The 17,700-nt window shown below is 37.3% G+C and carries 9 protein-coding genes, 2 tRNA genes and 3 rRNA genes; all 14 read right to left on the bottom strand.

Going from position 1 to position 17,700, the window contains the following annotated elements; all coding sequences use genetic code 11:
- Positions 1-17: 17 nt before the first annotated feature.
- On the bottom strand, positions 18-2,906 hold the full coding sequence (locus A0O34_RS11100; protein ID WP_066754616.1) for a SusC/RagA family TonB-linked outer membrane protein: 2,889 nt from the start codon (positions 2,904-2,906) through the stop codon (positions 18-20).
- Between the two features lie 686 nt (positions 2,907-3,592).
- Positions 3,593-3,700, bottom strand: a 5S ribosomal RNA gene (gene rrf, locus A0O34_RS11095).
- Positions 3,701-3,906: 206 nt separating this feature from the next.
- Positions 3,907-6,671: ribosomal RNA gene (locus tag A0O34_RS11090) — 23S ribosomal RNA — on the bottom strand.
- A 162-nt stretch (positions 6,672-6,833) separates the two neighbouring features.
- Positions 6,834-6,907: transfer RNA gene (locus A0O34_RS11085), tRNA-Ala, on the bottom strand.
- Positions 6,908-6,989: 82 nt separating this feature from the next.
- Positions 6,990-7,063: transfer RNA gene (locus A0O34_RS11080), tRNA-Ile, on the bottom strand.
- A gap of 234 nt (positions 7,064-7,297) precedes the next feature.
- Positions 7,298-8,814, bottom strand: a 16S ribosomal RNA gene (locus A0O34_RS11075).
- Together the 16S, 23S and 5S rRNA genes with 2 tRNA genes alongside form the textbook arrangement of a ribosomal RNA operon.
- Positions 8,815-10,084: 1,270 nt before the next feature.
- Complete coding sequence (locus A0O34_RS11070) at positions 10,085-10,771, bottom strand: hypothetical protein (protein ID WP_066754614.1); 687 nt, start codon at positions 10,769-10,771, stop codon at positions 10,085-10,087.
- Between the two features lie 12 nt (positions 10,772-10,783).
- Positions 10,784-11,644, bottom strand: coding sequence for a dTDP-4-dehydrorhamnose reductase (gene rfbD, locus A0O34_RS11065; RefSeq protein WP_066754612.1), 861 nt, complete (start codon positions 11,642-11,644; stop codon positions 10,784-10,786).
- Positions 11,645-11,647: 3 nt separating this feature from the next.
- A complete protein-coding gene (locus A0O34_RS11060; RefSeq protein WP_066754610.1) occupies positions 11,648-12,133 on the bottom strand; it encodes an acyl-CoA thioesterase in 486 nt (161 codons plus the stop codon).
- Positions 12,134-12,203: 70 nt separating this feature from the next.
- Positions 12,204-12,704: an OmpH/Skp family outer membrane protein gene (locus tag A0O34_RS11055; RefSeq protein ID WP_066754608.1), complete on the bottom strand. Its 501-nt coding sequence runs from the start codon at positions 12,702-12,704 to the stop codon at positions 12,204-12,206.
- Positions 12,705-12,770: 66 nt separating this feature from the next.
- The gene (locus A0O34_RS11050; RefSeq protein ID WP_066759651.1) at positions 12,771-13,334 is read right to left on the bottom strand and encodes an OmpH/Skp family outer membrane protein; all 564 of its coding nucleotides are present in this window, start codon (positions 13,332-13,334) and stop codon (positions 12,771-12,773) included.
- 8 nt (positions 13,335-13,342) lie between these two features.
- On the bottom strand, positions 13,343-15,880 hold the full coding sequence (bamA, locus tag A0O34_RS11045; protein WP_066754606.1) for an outer membrane protein assembly factor BamA: 2,538 nt from the start codon (positions 15,878-15,880) through the stop codon (positions 13,343-13,345).
- Positions 15,881-15,908: 28 nt separating this feature from the next.
- On the bottom strand, positions 15,909-16,658 hold the full coding sequence (locus A0O34_RS11040) for an isoprenyl transferase (RefSeq protein ID WP_066754604.1): 750 nt from the start codon (positions 16,656-16,658) through the stop codon (positions 15,909-15,911).
- Between the two features lie 6 nt (positions 16,659-16,664).
- Positions 16,665-17,558 (bottom strand): type IX secretion system protein PorG, encoded by an 894-nt coding sequence (gene porG, locus A0O34_RS11035; RefSeq protein ID WP_066754602.1) that lies wholly within the window; start codon positions 17,556-17,558, stop codon positions 16,665-16,667.
- Positions 17,559-17,700: the final 142 nt, after the last annotated feature.

The raw sequence follows: 17,700 nt of genomic DNA, 5'->3' as shown, positions 1-17,700 counted from the left end.
TTTATGTTTTTTTTTAATTAAAATCCAAGTGTTACACTAAATAAATATGATCTCATAGTTGGGAAAGCGAAGTTCTCAAACCCAACAGCATTAGAGCCTATGGCAAAAACAGATTCAGGATCAATTCCTTTTGTCTTGCTATAAATCATCCATACATTATTTGCGGTAGCCGATACTTTAGCACTTTTCAATGCTGTTTTTTGAAATAATGTTTTCGGAAAATTATATGATAACTGAATATTCCTTAGACGAATATTGGTAGCATCATAAATATTTTGCTCTGTAATTCCTAAATTCCCATTAGTAACTGCTCCCCAATAATCCTGTTGAGTAACTTCTTTCACATTTTGAGAATAAGCACCATTTGTATTAACCACTCCATCTACAACAAAATTATTTCGTTTTCCGCCTGGAGCCGTTTCAGCAGCTAATCCCACAGATTGCAAAGCAGATTGTGTTCCTGAAAAGAACTTTCCTCCGATACGCCCATCTATCTGAAATGAAAGACCAATATTTTTATAAACAAAACTGTTTGTGAAACCAAATAGAGCTCTCGGTGACTGATCTCCCAAGTAATATGGACCTCTATCTACCTGTGGAAGACCATTTGCATCTAATATAAGCTTGCCATTATACGGACTATTAACGTCATTTACTCTTAAAAATTTCGACCCATAAATTGCTCCATATCTTTTTCCTACTTCTGCAAAAATACCTAATGCATCAAAACCTCCGAGTGAATATTGTTTAATTACCCCATCTAATTCATTAATAGTATTTGTATTTTTTGAAAAATTTATATTTGTATTCCAAGTAAGATTTTGATTTTTAATAACATCAGAATTAATAACAATCTCAATACCTTTATTTTGTATTATTCCTGCATTTATCTTTCTGCTATCATATCCTGAAAGCGGGTTCATTGGAAGGTCTAATAGTTGATCTAATGCTTTTGAATCATAATAACTGAAATCTATTGATATACGATTAAACAAACGAATATCCGCACCTATTTCAAAGGTTTTAAGTTTTTCTGCCCTAAGAGTAGAATCATAAAGAATTTTTTTTCTTTCTGCTACAATATTTCCATTAGGATCTTTTTTTACTACATAACTATTATATAATTCATATGGTTCTAAAGAATTACCCGTAACAGCATAAGATGCTCTCAATTTGGCAAATGAAATGATATTTGATTTTGCCTTAAACATATCGGTAAGAACCAAGGAAGTACTAATTGAAGAATAATTAAAAGATCTGTTATCCAAATTAAGAGTTGAAGACCAATCATTTCTACTTGTAGCATTGATAAACCAAAATCCATCATAATTGATCTCTGCAGAAGCAAATGCTGAATTTATTTTTTTATTGAGAATTACTTCGTTGATAGAAGGATTTCCTTCTGAATTATTAATATTAAATAGATTTGGAACTACTAATGTAGGAGCCGAAAGATAAAGAGCATTTGTCTTTGTTTCCATCATTTGCCCATATATAGAAAGTGAGGCACCCCATTTGCCGAAAATATTATTTTTTTTAGCATTAATACTGGCAATATAATTATTCTCGTAAAACTTTTCCTGACTCGTATTATAGGAATTTGCTCTACTAGAGCCTGTCCAAACTCTAGAATCAGAATTTAAAGAATAAGAATCAGTTCCAACACGAGCATCCGCATTTAACCAATCGTTAAATTGGTATTTTAGATATCCGCTTACTAGAAACCTATCTTTTTTATCTTGATTTAAGCTATTGTAGGCAGCCCAATAAGGGTTAATACCATTATCTGTTATCCATCTCTGTACTACATTATTTTGAGTCATCCCATCTCTGTAATTTCTTACGTCAATATCTCTAGGTATTAATAATACACTGGGATAGTAGTTTCCTGCTCCATTTCCTCCACCAGGCCTGTTATTAACATTAGTGCTTATATATTGTATTTTTACATCAGAGGTCCATCTTTTATTAGCGCCGAAATTTGAATTCATTTTAGCTGTAAAATTCCATCTTTCATATTTTGAGTTTGGGACTAAACTATTATCATATAAATAACCCGCAGAGGTATAAAGACTTGTACTTTCACCTAAATTTTCCTGAAAGCTAATATTATGCTGAGTAGTTGTTCCTGTTTTAAAGAAATTATTCAAATTATCAAATACTTTCATATCCGTTCCTTCTAGGGAAGGTCCCCAGCTTGATGTATTAGAATTATCACCAGAAGGGTTAGGAACGCCATTACTTCCACGTCCAAAACTACTTTGCAAATCAGGCTTCATGAAAATCTTTTCAAATCCTAAACTAGTAGAATATGTTATACCAATTCCTCCTTTCTTTTTACCTGATTTAGTAGTAATTAAAATAACTCCGTTTCCTGCTCTGGATCCATATAAGGCAGAGGCTGCACCTCCTTTTAAAACAGATATACTTTCAATATCATCTGGATTAAGGTCACTAAGACCATTACCCATATCTGTATCAGGATTCCAAAAATCATTATTTTTGGTTCCATCATTTAGTTTACCTTTTACACCAGCAGAATTACTCATTGGAACCCCATCTACAACTATTAAAGGCTGGCTATCTCCCTTAATAGAATTAAATCCTCTTAGATTAATTCTTGAAGATGATCCTACTCCAGCACCTCCTTTTACAATTTGTAATCCGGCAACTTTACCAGCCAATGCATTTGTAACATTAGATTCTTTAGCATCTACTAAAGCTTGCCCTTTAACATCTTGAAAAGCATACCCTAAAGATTTTTTTTCTTTTTTAACACCATATGCAGTTACTACAACTTCATCAATCTTTGATGTTTTAAGAGAGTCTTTTTCTTGAGCGTAAAATCCATGCAGGCAAAATAGTGTGGATTGAAGTATTCCAACCTTAAATATTGTTTTTTTCATATTACTGTGCTTTGATACAAACATAATAATATTTTAATATTTTTTAACACATTAAAATAAGCTATATCAAAATTTAAATGCAGTAGTAATAAAAAAGAAAAAATCCATTAATGAAAATGAACTTTTAAAAAGAAAAAAGGAAAATTTTTAAAAAGAATAAGAATGATAATGAATAATAAAAAAATGGATAAATAGAAGGTTAAACGTTTTATCCAAGAATATAGGTGATAAATTATAAAAAAGTATTGCCTAAAACTGTATGCGAATAGTGGATTACAATCTAATTTTCAATTTTACCAATTATAGATATTTGATATTCATCATATCAACAATTAAAATATTTTAATCAATTTATTATATTGATCGGAGTTTTTTAGTTTTATCAAGAATATCTTATCATAAAATTTTACATCAAGATTTTTTATCAATAGGACTGGGTTTTCACCCGCTTTGATTATTATATCTATGTAAATTGACTTTAGCCAAAACTTAGATATAATTCTAATTTAATTCTATCGGAGATTGCTTCATTCCTCGCAATGAACTGTATTTCTAACTTCTAGCTTCTTTCCCCGTTGCAGATCAACGATCATTGATAATTTATCATTGCTATTTTCCTGAAGTATTTCTTGTTGTATGGATCAAAAAAAAGTCTTATACATTGCTGTATGAGACTTTTAAATAAAAACTGGCGGCGACCTACTCTCCCGCTTTCGCAGTACCATCGGCGCTGGTGGGCTTAACTTCTGTGTTCGGAATGGGAACAGGTGAGCCCCACCGCTAAAACCACCCTAAAGGCGTTATATTAAGGTTCGAGGGTTTAGGAGTTAGGGAGTAGCTTGACGCTAAATCCTGATACCTGGTTCCTGATACCTATTTTTAATCGATAAAAACAGTCACAAAGACAAAACCTTTCTTGCACTTGCAAGAGTCTTGAGATAGGTTTATAATGTAATATTAATGATTACTCATTTGATGATTATATTTATTCCTGTAAATAGGCAATAAATCTACGGGTAATTAGTACTACTCGGCTATGCTGTTACCAACTTTACACCTGTAGCCTATCAACGTCGTCATCTCCAACGACCCTTAAAAGATGTCTCATCTTGAGGCGAGTTTCGCACTTATATGCTTTCAGTGCTTATCTCTTCCAAACGTAGCTACTCAGCGGTGCTCCTGGCGGAACAACTGATACACCAGAGGTTTGTTCAATTCGGTCCTCTCGTACTAGAATCAAGCCCTCTCAAACATCTAACGCCCGCAATAGATAGAGACCGAACTGTCTCACGACGTTCTGAACCCAGCTCGCGTGCCACTTTAATGGGCGAACAGCCCAACCCTTGGGACCTTCTCCAGCCCCAGGATGTGACGAGCCGACATCGAGGTGCCGAACCTCCCCGTCGATATGAGCTCTTGGGGGAGACTAGCCTGTTATCCCCGGAGTACCTTTTATCCTATGAGCGATGGCCCTTCCATACGGAACCACCGGATCACTATGTCCTGCTTTCGCACCTGATCGACTTGTAGGTCTCACAGTCAAGCACCCTTATGCCATTACACTCTACGCACGGTTACCAAGCGTGCTGAGGGTACCTTTGAAAGCCTCCGTTACTCTTTTGGAGGCGACCACCCCAGTCAAACTACCCACCACGCAATGTCCTTCTAAAAGAAGTTAGGCTCCAAGTAAGTAAAGGGTGGTATTTCAACGTTGACTCCACAAACACTAGCGTGCCTGCTTCAAAGTCTCCCACCTATCCTACACATTACTTACTCAAAGTCAATACGAAGTTATAGTAAAGGTTCACAGGGTCTTTTCGTCCCATTGCGGGTACTCGGCATCTTCACCGAGACTACAATTTCACAGAGCTCATGGTTGAGACAGTGCCCAGATCGTTACACCATTCGTGCAGGTCGGAACTTACCCGACAAGGAATTTCGCTACCTTAGGACCGTTATAGTTACGGCCGCCGTTTACTGGGGCTTCAGTCAAACGCTTCGCATTACTGCTAACGCCCTTCCTTAACCTTCCAGCACCGGGCAGGTGTCAGACCCTATACAGCATCTTTCGATTTAGCAGAGTCCTGTGTTTTTGATAAACAGTCGCCTGGGCCTTTTTACTGCGGCCAGCATTGCTGCTGGCGTCTCTTCTCCCGAAGTTACGAGACTATTTTGCCTAGTTCCTTAACCATGATTCACTCTAGCACCTTAGGATTCTCTCCTCGACTACCTGTGTCGGTTTTGGTACGGGTTGCTTCACTTCGGCTTTTCTTGGAAGCACTTTCCTTACAACAACTTCGCCCGAAGGCTAGGTCTTGACTATTCCGTCAGTCTCCAGTAAGTACGGCACTCCGTCCCCTTTTTAGTGTGAGCAAGTATGGGAATATTAACCCATTGTCCATCCACTACCCCTTTCGGGTTCGCGTTAGGTCCCGACTAACCCTCAGCTGATTAGCATGGCTGAGGAAACCTTAGTCTTTCGGTGAGCGGGTTTCTCGCCCGCTTTATCGTTACTTATGCCTACATTTTCTTTTCTGTCCGCTCCACAATGGCTCACGCCACTGCTTCTGTGCAAACAGAATGCTCCCCTACCAGATATAACCCAATGGTTATAAATCCATAGCTTCGGTACTCTATTTATGCCCGATTATTATCCATGCCGGACCGCTCGACTAGTGAGCTGTTACGCACTCTTTAAATGAATGGCTGCTTCCAAGCCAACATCCTAGCTGTCAATGCAGTCCAACCGCGTTGCTTCAACTTAATAGAGATTTGGGGACCTTAGCTGTTGGTCTGGGTTCTTTCCCTCTCGGACACGGACCTTAGCACCCGCGCCCTCACTGCCGTGGAACATTTATTAGCATTCGGAGTTTGTCAGGAATTGGTAGGATTTGACTCCCCCGCATCCAATCAGTAGCTCTACCTCTAATAAACTTATACACGACGCTGCACCTAAATGCATTTCGGGGAGTACGAGCTATCTCCCAGTTTGATTGGCCTTTCACCCCTACCCACAGGTCATCCGAAGACTTTTCAACGTCAACCGGTTCGGTCCTCCACTTTGTGTTACCAAAGCTTCAACCTGCCCATGGGTAGATCACAAGGTTTCGCGTCTAATACTACTAACTAAGCGCCCTATTCAGACTCGCTTTCGCTCCGGCTCCGGACCTGAAGTCCTTAACCTCGCTAGTAACATTAACTCGTAGGCTCATTATGCAAAAGGCACGCCGTCACCCAACATGTGGGCTCCGACCGCTTGTAGGCGTACGGTTTCAGGTTCTATTTCACCCTTCTATTCGAAGTGCTTTTCACCTTTCCTTCACAGTACTTGTTCACTATCGGTCTTTCAGGAGTATTTAGCCTTGGAGGATGGTCCCCCCATATTCAGACAGGATTTCACGTGTCCCGCCCTACTCATTTATCATCCAAATATACCTTTCAAATACGGGGCTATCACCCTCTATGGCTGTTCTTTCCAGAACATTCTTTTAAATATATAAAGACTTTTGGGCTAATCCGCGTTCGCTCGCCACTACTTACGGAATCTCTTCGATTTCTTTTCCTCCGGGTACTTAGATGTTTCAGTTCTCCGGGTTTGCTCTCCAATAAATTGGAGTGACATGTCTTCAACATGCCGGGTTGCCCCATTCGGACATCTGCGGATCAATTCGTGTGTGCCGATCCCCGCAGCTTTTCGCAGCTTACCGCGTCCTTCTTCGCCTCTGAAAGCCTAGGCATCCGCCATACGCCCTTAACGATTTCTTTCCTATTTTATTAATTACTCAAGCACTCGCAAGTGCTCGGTTTTCTCTTTGTGATATTTTTACCGTTAATGTCAATGATCTTTAAATTCTTTCTGCTCGTCTGATAAATGAATATTTGTTTTGGCTCTATCCATCTTACTTTTAAATCAAACTCACAAAACTGTGGAGAATAAGGGAGTCGAACCCTTGACCTCCTGCGTGCAAGGCAGGCGCTCTAGCCAGCTGAGCTAATTCCCCCTCTAGGTGCTGTAGGCTATAGGCTACAAGCTCTAGGCAAAATGCCTACTGCTTAAAGCTTATTGCTTACCGCTTTAATTAGTAGTCTCGGGCAGGCTCGAACTGCCGACCTCTACATTATCAGTGTAGCGCTCTAACCAGCTGAGCTACGAGACTTCATTAATTTTAGTTGTCGGTTGTCGGTTTTTAGTTGTTAGTTTGAAAACTAACCTCTAATATCTAACCTCTAACTTCTTTTACTAAAATCTCTCCTCCCTGATACTAATTTCTAGTGGGTTTTGTATTTTTTTAATATAAATCAACCGAGTAAAAAACTAAAACGTTCTTTAAGTAAGTACAATTTGTACATTTAAGTACTTTGTATTTTGTTTAACGTCTAAAGACGCTCTAAAATGAGATGTTCCAGCCGCACCTTCCGGTACGGCTACCTTGTTACGACTTAGCCCTAGTTACCTGTTTTACCCTAGGCAGCTCCTGTTACGGTCACCGACTTCAGGTACCCCAGACTTCCATGGCTTGACGGGCGGTGTGTACAAGGCCCGGGAACGTATTCACCGCGCCATGGCTGATGCGCGATTACTAGCGATTCCAGCTTCATAGAGTCGAGTTGCAGACTCCAATCCGAACTGAGACCGGCTTTCGAGATTTGCATCACATCGCTGTGTAGCTGCCCTCTGTACCGGCCATTGTATTACGTGTGTGGCCCAAGGCGTAAGGGCCGTGATGATTTGACGTCATCCCCACCTTCCTCTCTACTTGCGTAGGCAGTCTCACTAGAGTCCTCAACTTAATGCTAGCAACTAGTGACAGGGGTTGCGCTCGTTGCAGGACTTAACCTAACACCTCACGGCACGAGCTGACGACAACCATGCAGCACCTTGAAAATTGTCCGAAGAAAAGTCTATTTCTAAACCTGTCAATTCCCATTTAAGCCTTGGTAAGGTTCCTCGCGTATCATCGAATTAAACCACATAATCCACCGCTTGTGCGGGCCCCCGTCAATTCCTTTGAGTTTCATTCTTGCGAACGTACTCCCCAGGTGGCTAACTTATCACTTTCGCTTAGTCTCTGAACCCTAAAGCCCAAAAACGAGTTAGCATCGTTTACGGCGTGGACTACCAGGGTATCTAATCCTGTTCGCTCCCCACGCTTTCGTCCATCAGCGTCAGTTAAGACATGGTAACCTGCCTTCGCAATTGGTGTTCTAAGTAATATCTATGCATTTCACCGCTACACTACTTATTCCAGCTACCTCTACCTTACTCAAGGCTCGCAGTATCAATGGCAGTTTCATAGTTAAGCTATGAGATTTCACCACTGACTTACGAGCCCGCCTACGGACCCTTTAAACCCAATAAATCCGGATAACGCTTGCACCCTCCGTATTACCGCGGCTGCTGGCACGGAGTTAGCCGGTGCTTATTCATACTGTACCTTCAGCTACTTACACGTAAGTAGGTTTATCCCAGTATAAAAGAAGTTTACAACCCATAGGGCCGTCGTCCTTCACGCGGGATGGCTGGATCAGGCGCTAACCCATTGTCCAATATTCCTCACTGCTGCCTCCCGTAGGAGTCTGGTCCGTGTCTCAGTACCAGTGTGGGGGATCACCCTCTCAGGCCCCCTAAAGATCACTGACTTGGTGAGCCGTTACCTCACCAACTATCTAATCTTGCGCGTGCCCATCTCTATCCACCGGAGTTTTCAATATTTAATGATGCCATCAAATATGTTATGGGGTATTAATCTTCCTTTCGAAAGGCTATCCCCCAGATAAAGGCAGGTTGCACACGTGTTCCGCACCCGTACGCCGCTCTCAAGATCCCGAAAGATCTCTACCGCTCGGCTTGCATGTGTTAGGCCTCCCGCTAGCGTTCATCCTGAGCCAGGATCAAACTCTCCATTGTATGTTTGTCTGACTCACTCAAAGTTATTAACGTTCTAGTCTTTTCCTTACTTGGTTGTTATATCTATTTTTCAATGATCTTCTTGTATCTTCCGCTTTTTACTATACCTAATTTTCTGTCGTTTTCAGTATAGATTTGCGTGTGCAAAAGTAATTATTTATTTCTAATTGACCAAAATATTTTTGACTTAATTTAAAGTTTTTTAACTAACCCTAAATCTCCTCTTTCATATCCCAATCTTCTACTCCTCTGCTCCCGTTTTACCGGACTGCAAAGATACAAATCTTTTTAAAACTCACAACTTTTATTTACTAAAAATCTAAAGTTTATTTTTTGTTTTGTCCGTAGTCTTTATACTCTATTACCTCCTTCTGCGCTACCAATTAACTCGCGTTTTTCAGTGCCGCAAAAGTAGCACCTTTTTACCCATCATTCCAAATACATTTAACATAATGTTCATATAAAACTCGTATTGTGGAGAAGTTCTCAATCTAATTTATTGATATAGTTTCATTTATAGATTAAGCCGTAGTTATCCACAGTATTCGATTATCTTTTTGAAAGGGCTGGGAAGGGGCGTTTATCAAAGTTGAAAGCGGTGTGAAGGAGATTTTATGAAGTATTATCGTATACTATATATAAGGTATACTATATAAAATACACAAATAAACCTGTTAGGTTTTGAAAACCTAACAGGTTGGAAGTCGTGAGAAGTTATGTTGAGGGATGCTTTTTTTTATTTCCCACAGATTTTCACAGATTGGCACAGATCTTAAAAATTAGGATTTTAGCGTGGGAGGGTTTGAGAGGATGAGAGTGGGAGAGTATGAGCTTATAGCTTTATAGATCGGTTTTGGGATTGGGGAAAGGAAATGGAATATCGATAATAGAGATATTGTTTAAACCATCTCGTAAAAAATTCTTTGAATTTTTTATACCGTTCAACGGCAGGGAAATTTTTTACTATGCTAATTTTTGGAGGATGGATGTTTATAAAAATATATGCGGGGAGAAATTCTATGACGAGAAACAGAAATAAGAACACACAATACCCTAGCCCGGATTGGAGCGGCATCCTTTTTGGGGGCGGCCGAAGCGCAGCGCAGGACGTCACTAAAAAGATATAGCGAAAAGCCGGATGAAGCTCCTGAAATTTTTGAGTTGGAGAGTTAAAGGGTTAGAGAGTTTGGAGAGTTGGAGGGTTTATATTTGAGATTGCTTCGGCGCTTTGCTCCTCGCAATGACAATTTGGAAAATAAAAAAGCAGAGTTTAATTACTCTGCTTTTCTTTATTATATATGGTACTTAAAAATTCTGCGTAGGATTTTTCTAAGCCTATGATATCGCCGGATTTTAAATTTAGTCCTCCGACTCCTGTTTGGTCGGATTTTATTTTTGTGGCAGAGATCTGAAAATATTGGTTTTCTTCTTCAGCTTTAGGCTGCAATTTTATTGTGGAACCTAATAGTTTCTTTGTAGAAATTGCATAAACTTCTCCCGGCACGGTCTTCACTATTGTATATGATCTAGGAGACAGCGTATAGTCTTTTTTATTTATGCTTATTTTTTGATCTTTATCCGATGAAGCAAATAAATAGATATTCCCTTTTTGGTTTAAAAATTTCTCTTTTGAGATATAATATAAAGCAAGTTTATAATTGGAAGGATTGAAAGTCTGTGAAGTGCCATCAATATTTTCAAATGGTTTTAACGAAAAAGCGTTGGCGCCAATTTCTTTTGCTTTCTTATATATTAAAGAAAAAACTTCAGCGTCGTCTTTTGAAAATCCCTGGACTTCTACTTCACCCAACAATTCGGCCTGTTTTGCTTCTTCGTCTATTCTGTATAAAAATTTATCCGTGTTCTCATATGTTTTTTCAACCTTGGTTAAATAAACATTTTGAGCACTGAAAAACTGAACAAAAAAAACAAAAATGATAATTCCTAAATTTTTCATTTATCTATTATATTATTGTGAAAGGATTTCGACACATTCTTCCAGACTATTTTCCCAATGTTTTGGTTCGATCTTATAAGTCTGTTCAATTTTGTCTAAACACATTGTACTTCTCTTCGGACGTTTTGCCGGAGTTGGATATTGTTCGGTTGTTAGTGCATTTAATTTTACTGAAGATTTTGAAAATTCAGCGATCTTTTTAGCAAATTCAAACCAAGTTGTTTCGGGATAATTTGAAAAATGGAAAACACCGAAAGTTTTCGTTGGAGCATCAATGATATTCATGATCGCTTCGGCTAAATCATTTGCGTTTGTTGGCTGGCCATATTGATCGGCAACAATTCCAAGCTCGTCTTTTTGTGAAAACAGATTCAACATCGTTTTTACAAAGTTTTTATTGAACTCTGAATATAACCAAGATGTTCTCAGAATAATTGTTTTAGGATTAATTTCTAAAGCTAATTCTTCTCCTTTTAATTTTGATTCTCCATAAACGCCGATCGGATTGGTAAAATCATCTTCAGAATAATCTAAATTAGTTTCTCCATCAAAAACATAATCTGTGGAAACATGAATTAATGTTGTTTTATTATCAAGACAAGCCTGAGCAAGATGTGCTACACCGTCTGCATTTACTGCAAACGCTTTCTCACTTTCTTTTTCGGCAAGATCTACCGCCGTGTAGGCTGATGCATTGATACAGAAATCAGGTTTTTCATTATTAAAAAATGTGTTTACCTGAGTTTCGTCTGTAATATCCAGGGTTTGTGAGTCTGTGAAAACAAATTCATAATCAAGTTCAAAATCGGGAGCAATTTTTCTTATGCAGTTTCCCAATTGACCGTTGCTTCCTATTACTATTATTTTTTTCATTTACTATGAATTTTTCGCGTTTTGTGATCTTAAAAATTTAACTCTCGACTGGAAATCTTTCTGGTCTAAATCTACGTAGAATTTATGAAATGTATCTTTGATGTCTTCCGGATGAACTTCCGACTTTCTGGTTTTAATATTAAAATAAATTATCGTAACCCATAAAACTGCATGAACTGTTTTCTCGTCCAGACTTTTCATTAAGATCTCTACTTTTGCAGTTCTGTCCTGGATTTCTATCGTTTTGCTGCTGATTACAACCTGCGTATTATATCTTACTTCTTTTAAATATGCTATTTCGTTTTGAATCGCTATCCAAGTACAGCCCGTTTTTTTAGTGTATTCTTCATAAGTAAAACCGTAGAATGTCTCTACATGATCTTCTCTTGCATTGAACATATAATCCAGATATTTCACATTATTTAAATGCCCGATCGGATCACAATCACTAAATCTAACTTTAACTATAGTTGATACTTCTTTTTCCATTTGGCAAAAATAAAAAAACCACCTCTAAAAGAGATGGTTAGTTTTATAAATCTTTGTTAATTTGTTACAATTAAAGACCTAATTCTTTTTTTACAGCTGGAGTAGCATCAACACCTGCTTTGTAAACAAACGCAGAAGAGTTAGCATCCATTACGTAATCATAACCATTAGCTTTAGAAACTTTAGTTACAACATCGTTTAATTTCTTTTCAACCGGCTCATAAGCTGCATCTCTTTTAGCAACGAAATCTTTTTGAGCTTTATCTTGCATTTGGTTGATCTCGTCATTCATTTTAGATAATTCAGCTTCTCTTGCTTTGTTTTCGTCAGCAGTTTTCTTTGGAGCCTCTTCAGTATATTGCTTTAATTTAGCTTGTCCAGCGTCAGCTTTCTTTTTGATTTCAGCTTGTTTAGCATCTAAGAAAGTTTTTAAGTCAGCATCTGCTTTTTTCTTTTCAGGCATTGCTTCAAGAACACCCATAACATCTAAAGTAGCAATTTTTTGAGCTTTTGCCATACCTACAGATACAACCATCATTACTGCTGCAAATAATACACTTAATTTTTTCATAATTGGTAAATAAATAATTTAATTTGTTTTTAGATTTTAAATATAGGTAAAAGTTAATTATATAAATTACTTTTTACCTTTCGTATTAGTTTTTTCCTTTTTATCAGATCCTGACGAACCTTTTAATAAGACATCTAATACTTTGTCTGTATAATCGAATCTTTTTTGAAGGAAAATAACATTAACGTTATTGGCTTTATCAAGAACTATGCCCAAGCCATTCTTCTCAGACATGGTTTTGATGGCTGTCCAGATCTGATCCTGGAACGGTACAACCAAACTTGTTCTTAGTTTAGTGATCTCACCATTAGCTCCAAACCTTAAACTTGTAGTAGTTTTGATGTTTTTATCCAAATCCGTCACCTCTTTTTCTCTAAGCTTTAATTGGTCACCAACTAATAATACTTTTTCGTTCTCAAAAGCTGATCTTTTCTTTTCAAACTCAGACTGTAAAGTCTGAAGTTCTGATTGCCAAGTATCAATTTGTGAATTTAATCTGGCTTCCGCTTCTTTATATTGAGGTAATTTATCCAAAATATATTCTGTATCTACTACACCAACTTTCTGAGCATTGCTCAATCCGAAAAGCAAGAATAATACAAATGTGAAAGCAAATTTAAAATTTTTCATATTTCGAATTATAATGATTGGTTCATCAAGAAGTGTGGATGCCATTTAGAATTCTCAGCTCCTGTAATTGTTTTATCAAATCCGTAAGCAAAATCAAACCCTATCAATCCAAATGCACCCATATAAACTCTCACCCCAACACCAATTGATCTTTTTAACTGGAATGGATTATAATTACCCCATGAGTTCCAAACGTTACCACCTTCAGCAAATGTTAATGCATAAATTTTAGCAGTCTGGCTCATTGAAATCGGATATCTTAGTTCTAAAGTAAATCTGTTATAGATTGTACCTCCCCCTTTCTGAGTAATATCTTCAGCAGTTCCACCGTAAGTAGAAGCATTTTCGTAACCTCTTAAAGGAATTAATTCTCTACCATCATATCTACCTCCGAAAAGTCCTGTTCCTCCTACATAGAATCTTTCAAATGGCGGAGCTCCCAAGTCTTTGTTATATCCGTCCATGAATCCCATTTCAGCAGAAGATCTTAAAACTAGTTTTCCTGCAATTTCGTTATAAACGTCAGCTTTGAACTTGATTTTATAGAATTCCATCCACTTATACTTTTCCGTAGGACTCATTGTTGAATAGTCTTTATTGCTAAACAATGAATATGGAGCAGTAAATTTCCCTGAAAGTTCAATATTAGAACCTGTTGTCGGGAAAATTGGGTCAATACCCGCAGAGTTTCTGCTTAACCCGATATTAAGACTCAAGTTGTTTGCTGTTCCATAATATTCAGTGGTGTCACCGAATTCAAATGGATAGTTACTAAAGTCATATTTTTGATACTGAATACCTGTGTATAATGAGAAGTAATCATCCGGCCACTTCAATAATCTGTTTAGACCTACTGAAGCAGAGAATATATTTAACTTCTGAGCATTACCATAAGCATCAGAATATTTTACTCTTGAAGTATTCAAACTTACAGAAAGTGCAGTTGGTCTTGTTCCGAATAACCAAGGTTCTGTGAAAGATACCCCGTAGTTTTGGAAATACTGCCCAGCCTGTGCCTGAATAGATAATGTTTGACCATCTCCCTGAGGAACCGGTCTGAAATCCTTAAATTTAAGGAAGTTCTTCAAAGAGAAGTTGTTGAACGTTAATCCCAACGTTCCGATAAAGCTGTTACCACCGTAACCTGCCTGTAACTGAACCTGTGAAGAACCTTTTTCAACTAATTTCCAGTTGATATCTACTGTATTATCCTGTTGATTTGGCTGGATGTCCTGACCTACCTGCTGTGGATCAAAGAATGACATTCCCGCTAAATCAAAGTATGTTCTTTTAATATCACTTTTAGCAAAAAGACTTCCCGGCTTTGTTCTTAAAGCACGTAAAATAACGTGGTCATGCGTTGTTACGTTACCTTGCCAAGTTACTTTGTTCCAAGTTGCTTTTTCTCCTTCATTGATACGGATCTCAAGATTAATCTTGTCTCCATCAACCGATTTTTCAACAGGTGTAACGTTAGAGAAAAGGTAACCGTTATTCATGTAAACTGACTTGATATCAGAATCATCTTCTTTACCTCCGTCTTCTCCAACTTTTTTGTTGAATCCTACTGCATCGTAAATATCTCCTTTCTTATATCCTAAAAGTCTTTGTAAATAATCTGTAGGATATACTGTATTTCCGGTAAATGTAATATCACCAATGTAATATTGTTTACCTTCTTTAAGTTTTACGTTGATCTCGTAGTTATTGTTCTTATTTCTCCAAACAGAATCAGAAACAATAGCCGCGTCTCTATATCCTAAAGAGTTATAATAGCTTACAAGACTTTGCTTATCTTCCTGATATTTTTCTTCAATGAATTTTGAAGGCTTCAAAATACCTCCAATACTAAATCTTCTTTGTTTAGTTTCTTTGAAAGCTTTGTTTCTAAGTTTAGAATCTGTCACTGTCTCATTTCCTTCGAATTCGATGTGATTAATCTTTACTTTTTTGCCTTTGTCTACGTTAATAGTCCAGTCTACCAAAGCAGGATCATTCGCATTTACTTTATCCTCAATGGTGATCTTAGCATCTGCAAATCCTTTTTTGATGTAATCTTTAGGAATATTCGTTTTAAGGCTTGAAACTAAATTTTGGGTAATTTTCGTTCCCGGCTTCAGATTGTTGTCTTTTGCCAGTTTTTCGTTTTTCGATTTCCCAATTCCTTTACCCTTAAACTTCACTTCTCCAAGTTCTTTTAAGTCCTGTAAATAGAATTTCAAAACTACAGTTTCGCCCTCAATACTTTGTACATAGACCTCTACTTCCGAAAAAGATTGAGTATCCCAAAGCTTTTTTATAGCGTTGCTGATTTTTTGCCCGGGGATATCTACATTCTCTCCTTTTGACAATCCTGTAAATCTTAAGATCTGTGCAGGTGTGTATTTTTTAACCCCATCTACAACGATGTCTTTAAGCATGTAAGAGCCAATTTGGCTGTCTGCATGCACAGGATTATTCACTTTTGTGCTGTCCTGTGGTGTTACCTGTCCATAAAAATGTGCAGAAGCAACAAACATAATGATGGGTAATAGTCTAAACTTCATTTTATCGTAGTCTTTCTTTTCTTAAATTTTACTGAATCTTTATTTGTTCACCAGTTAGGCCGTATCTCCTTTCCTTACTTTGATAATCTACAATGCACTGAAAGAAAATATCTTTTGAAAAATCCGGCCACAGAACATTTAAAAATTGCAGTTCTGCATAGGCTATCTGCCAGAGGAGGAAATTACTTATTCTAGTTTCGCCACTTGTTCTTATCAATAAGTCTACAGGCGGAAAATCTTTAGTATAAAGATAGTTTTCGAATAATTTTTCATCAATATTATCAATATCTACCTTACCTTCTTTTACATCAGCACTAATATTTTTAACAGCATTCAGTATCTCATTTTGTGAGCCATAGCTTATCGCTAATACCAAATTACCTTTTGTGTTTTCTTTTGTAAGTTCTACCACGCGAAGTAACTGATCCTTCACGAGTGACGGCAATTTATCTAAATTACCAATAACATGCATTCTTAACCCTTTCGTGAAAATTTCCTCTGCTTCCAGCAAAAGTGTTTCAACCAGTAAACTCATCAAAGTATTTACTTCTTCAGCAGGACGTTTCCAGTTCTCCGAAGAAAACGTGTAGAGCGTTAAGTATGGGATGTTTATCTCATTACATGCATTAATAGCATTTCTTACAGCATCAATGGCATTTTTATGACCAAAGGTCCTTTCTTCGCCTCGAGACTTTGCCCATCTTCCATTACCATCCATAATGATAGCAACGTGTTGTGGTAAATTCTCAGAATCTATTTTATCTTTAATCAACGACATAATTAATTAATCACAATAACATGGTGGTCTTCCAAAAGAATAAGTAAGACCTAAGCTTACCGTATTCATCCAATCTTTAGACGTTAAATCTCCAATATTTCTTTCACCAATAAGTTTCGCCTCTCTTTCTTTAGACACCACATAATAAGCACCTGTCTGAAGTAGTGATCCACCTGTAGCAGGATTTAAAATATCTCCATTATAACTACCAGTCACATCTTTATCTAGAACCTTACTATAATCCAACTGATCTGTTAATGTATACCTAAATGTAGCTTCTGCAAATATTGCCCAGCTATAGTTAAACTTATATTTCAAACCTACCCCAAAAGGAATATGCATTGTTGTCTTTTTCCCTGTTGTATAAACAGCCGTCGTGGTAAAATCTAGCTCATTAATAGGTGCCTGCGCTACCCCATCTGCATCTCTTCTGAAGTCATTTACCATGTTAGCCTTTGGTGCATCAAACATTAAAGCTCCAACCCCTCCAAAAATATATGGACTCAGCATACCTTTCTGCTCATTATTTACCGGGAAGAAATTGTATTCAAACATTAAACTCGCTTCATAAACATTATTCTTTCCTCCTGCATTTCTATTTTTTCTATATTCTTCTTTAGCCGCCTTATCACTGAACTGAATCTGATTATATCCTAGATCTAATCTAACAGTTTGGTGTGGGTTAAAATTAAACCTGTATAAAATACCTCCATAAAATGGGATGCCCCAATCCGACGCCTTATTTAAATCCAACGGCTTTTGTAAAATATAATTCGTTCTTCCTATATCACCAACTAGGTTACTCATCCCTAGACGAACTCCCAATTCGTTTCTTTGAGCTTTAATACTTACCACAGTTCCCAAAACGGCAAGGAAGCTAAATAATAATTTTTTATTCATAAAAGAATATGGATTTATGGTTATTTTAAAATTTAATTTTTGCAAATATAAAACATTTTTATATTAATGATAATCTTAATGTTTAGTTAAAAATAAACAAAAAAACATAATTTGTTATAAAGTAAACGACAAAGTAGCAAAA

It is taken from the genome of Chryseobacterium glaciei (genome assembly GCF_001648155.1).
Lineage (GTDB): Bacteria > Bacteroidota > Bacteroidia > Flavobacteriales > Weeksellaceae > Chryseobacterium > Chryseobacterium glaciei.
This window is presented reverse-complemented; position numbering and strand designations above follow the sequence as displayed.

Excerpts from the sequence above, each read along its gene's own strand:
- porG (WP_066754602.1), bottom strand. The coding sequence starts at position 17,558 with ATGAATAAAAAATTATTATTTAGCTTCCTTGCCGTTTTGGGAACTGTG.
- A0O34_RS11060 (WP_066754610.1), bottom strand. The coding sequence starts at position 12,133 with ATGGAAAAAGAAGTATCAACTATAGTTAAAGTTAGATTTAGTGATTGT.
- rfbD (WP_066754612.1), bottom strand. The coding sequence starts at position 11,644 with ATGAAAAAAATAATAGTAATAGGAAGCAACGGTCAATTGGGAAACTGC.
- A0O34_RS11050 (WP_066759651.1), bottom strand. The coding sequence starts at position 13,334 with ATGAAAAATTTTAAATTTGCTTTCACATTTGTATTATTCTTGCTTTTC.
- A0O34_RS11070 (WP_066754614.1), bottom strand. The coding sequence starts at position 10,771 with ATGAAAAATTTAGGAATTATCATTTTTGTTTTTTTTGTTCAGTTTTTC.
- A0O34_RS11040 (WP_066754604.1), bottom strand. The coding sequence starts at position 16,658 with ATGTCGTTGATTAAAGATAAAATAGATTCTGAGAATTTACCACAACAC.
- A0O34_RS11055 (WP_066754608.1), bottom strand. The coding sequence starts at position 12,704 with ATGAAAAAATTAAGTGTATTATTTGCAGCAGTAATGATGGTTGTATCT.
- A0O34_RS11100 (WP_066754616.1), bottom strand. The coding sequence starts at position 2,906 with ATGAAAAAAACAATATTTAAGGTTGGAATACTTCAATCCACACTATTT.
- bamA (WP_066754606.1), bottom strand. The coding sequence starts at position 15,880 with ATGAAGTTTAGACTATTACCCATCATTATGTTTGTTGCTTCTGCACAT.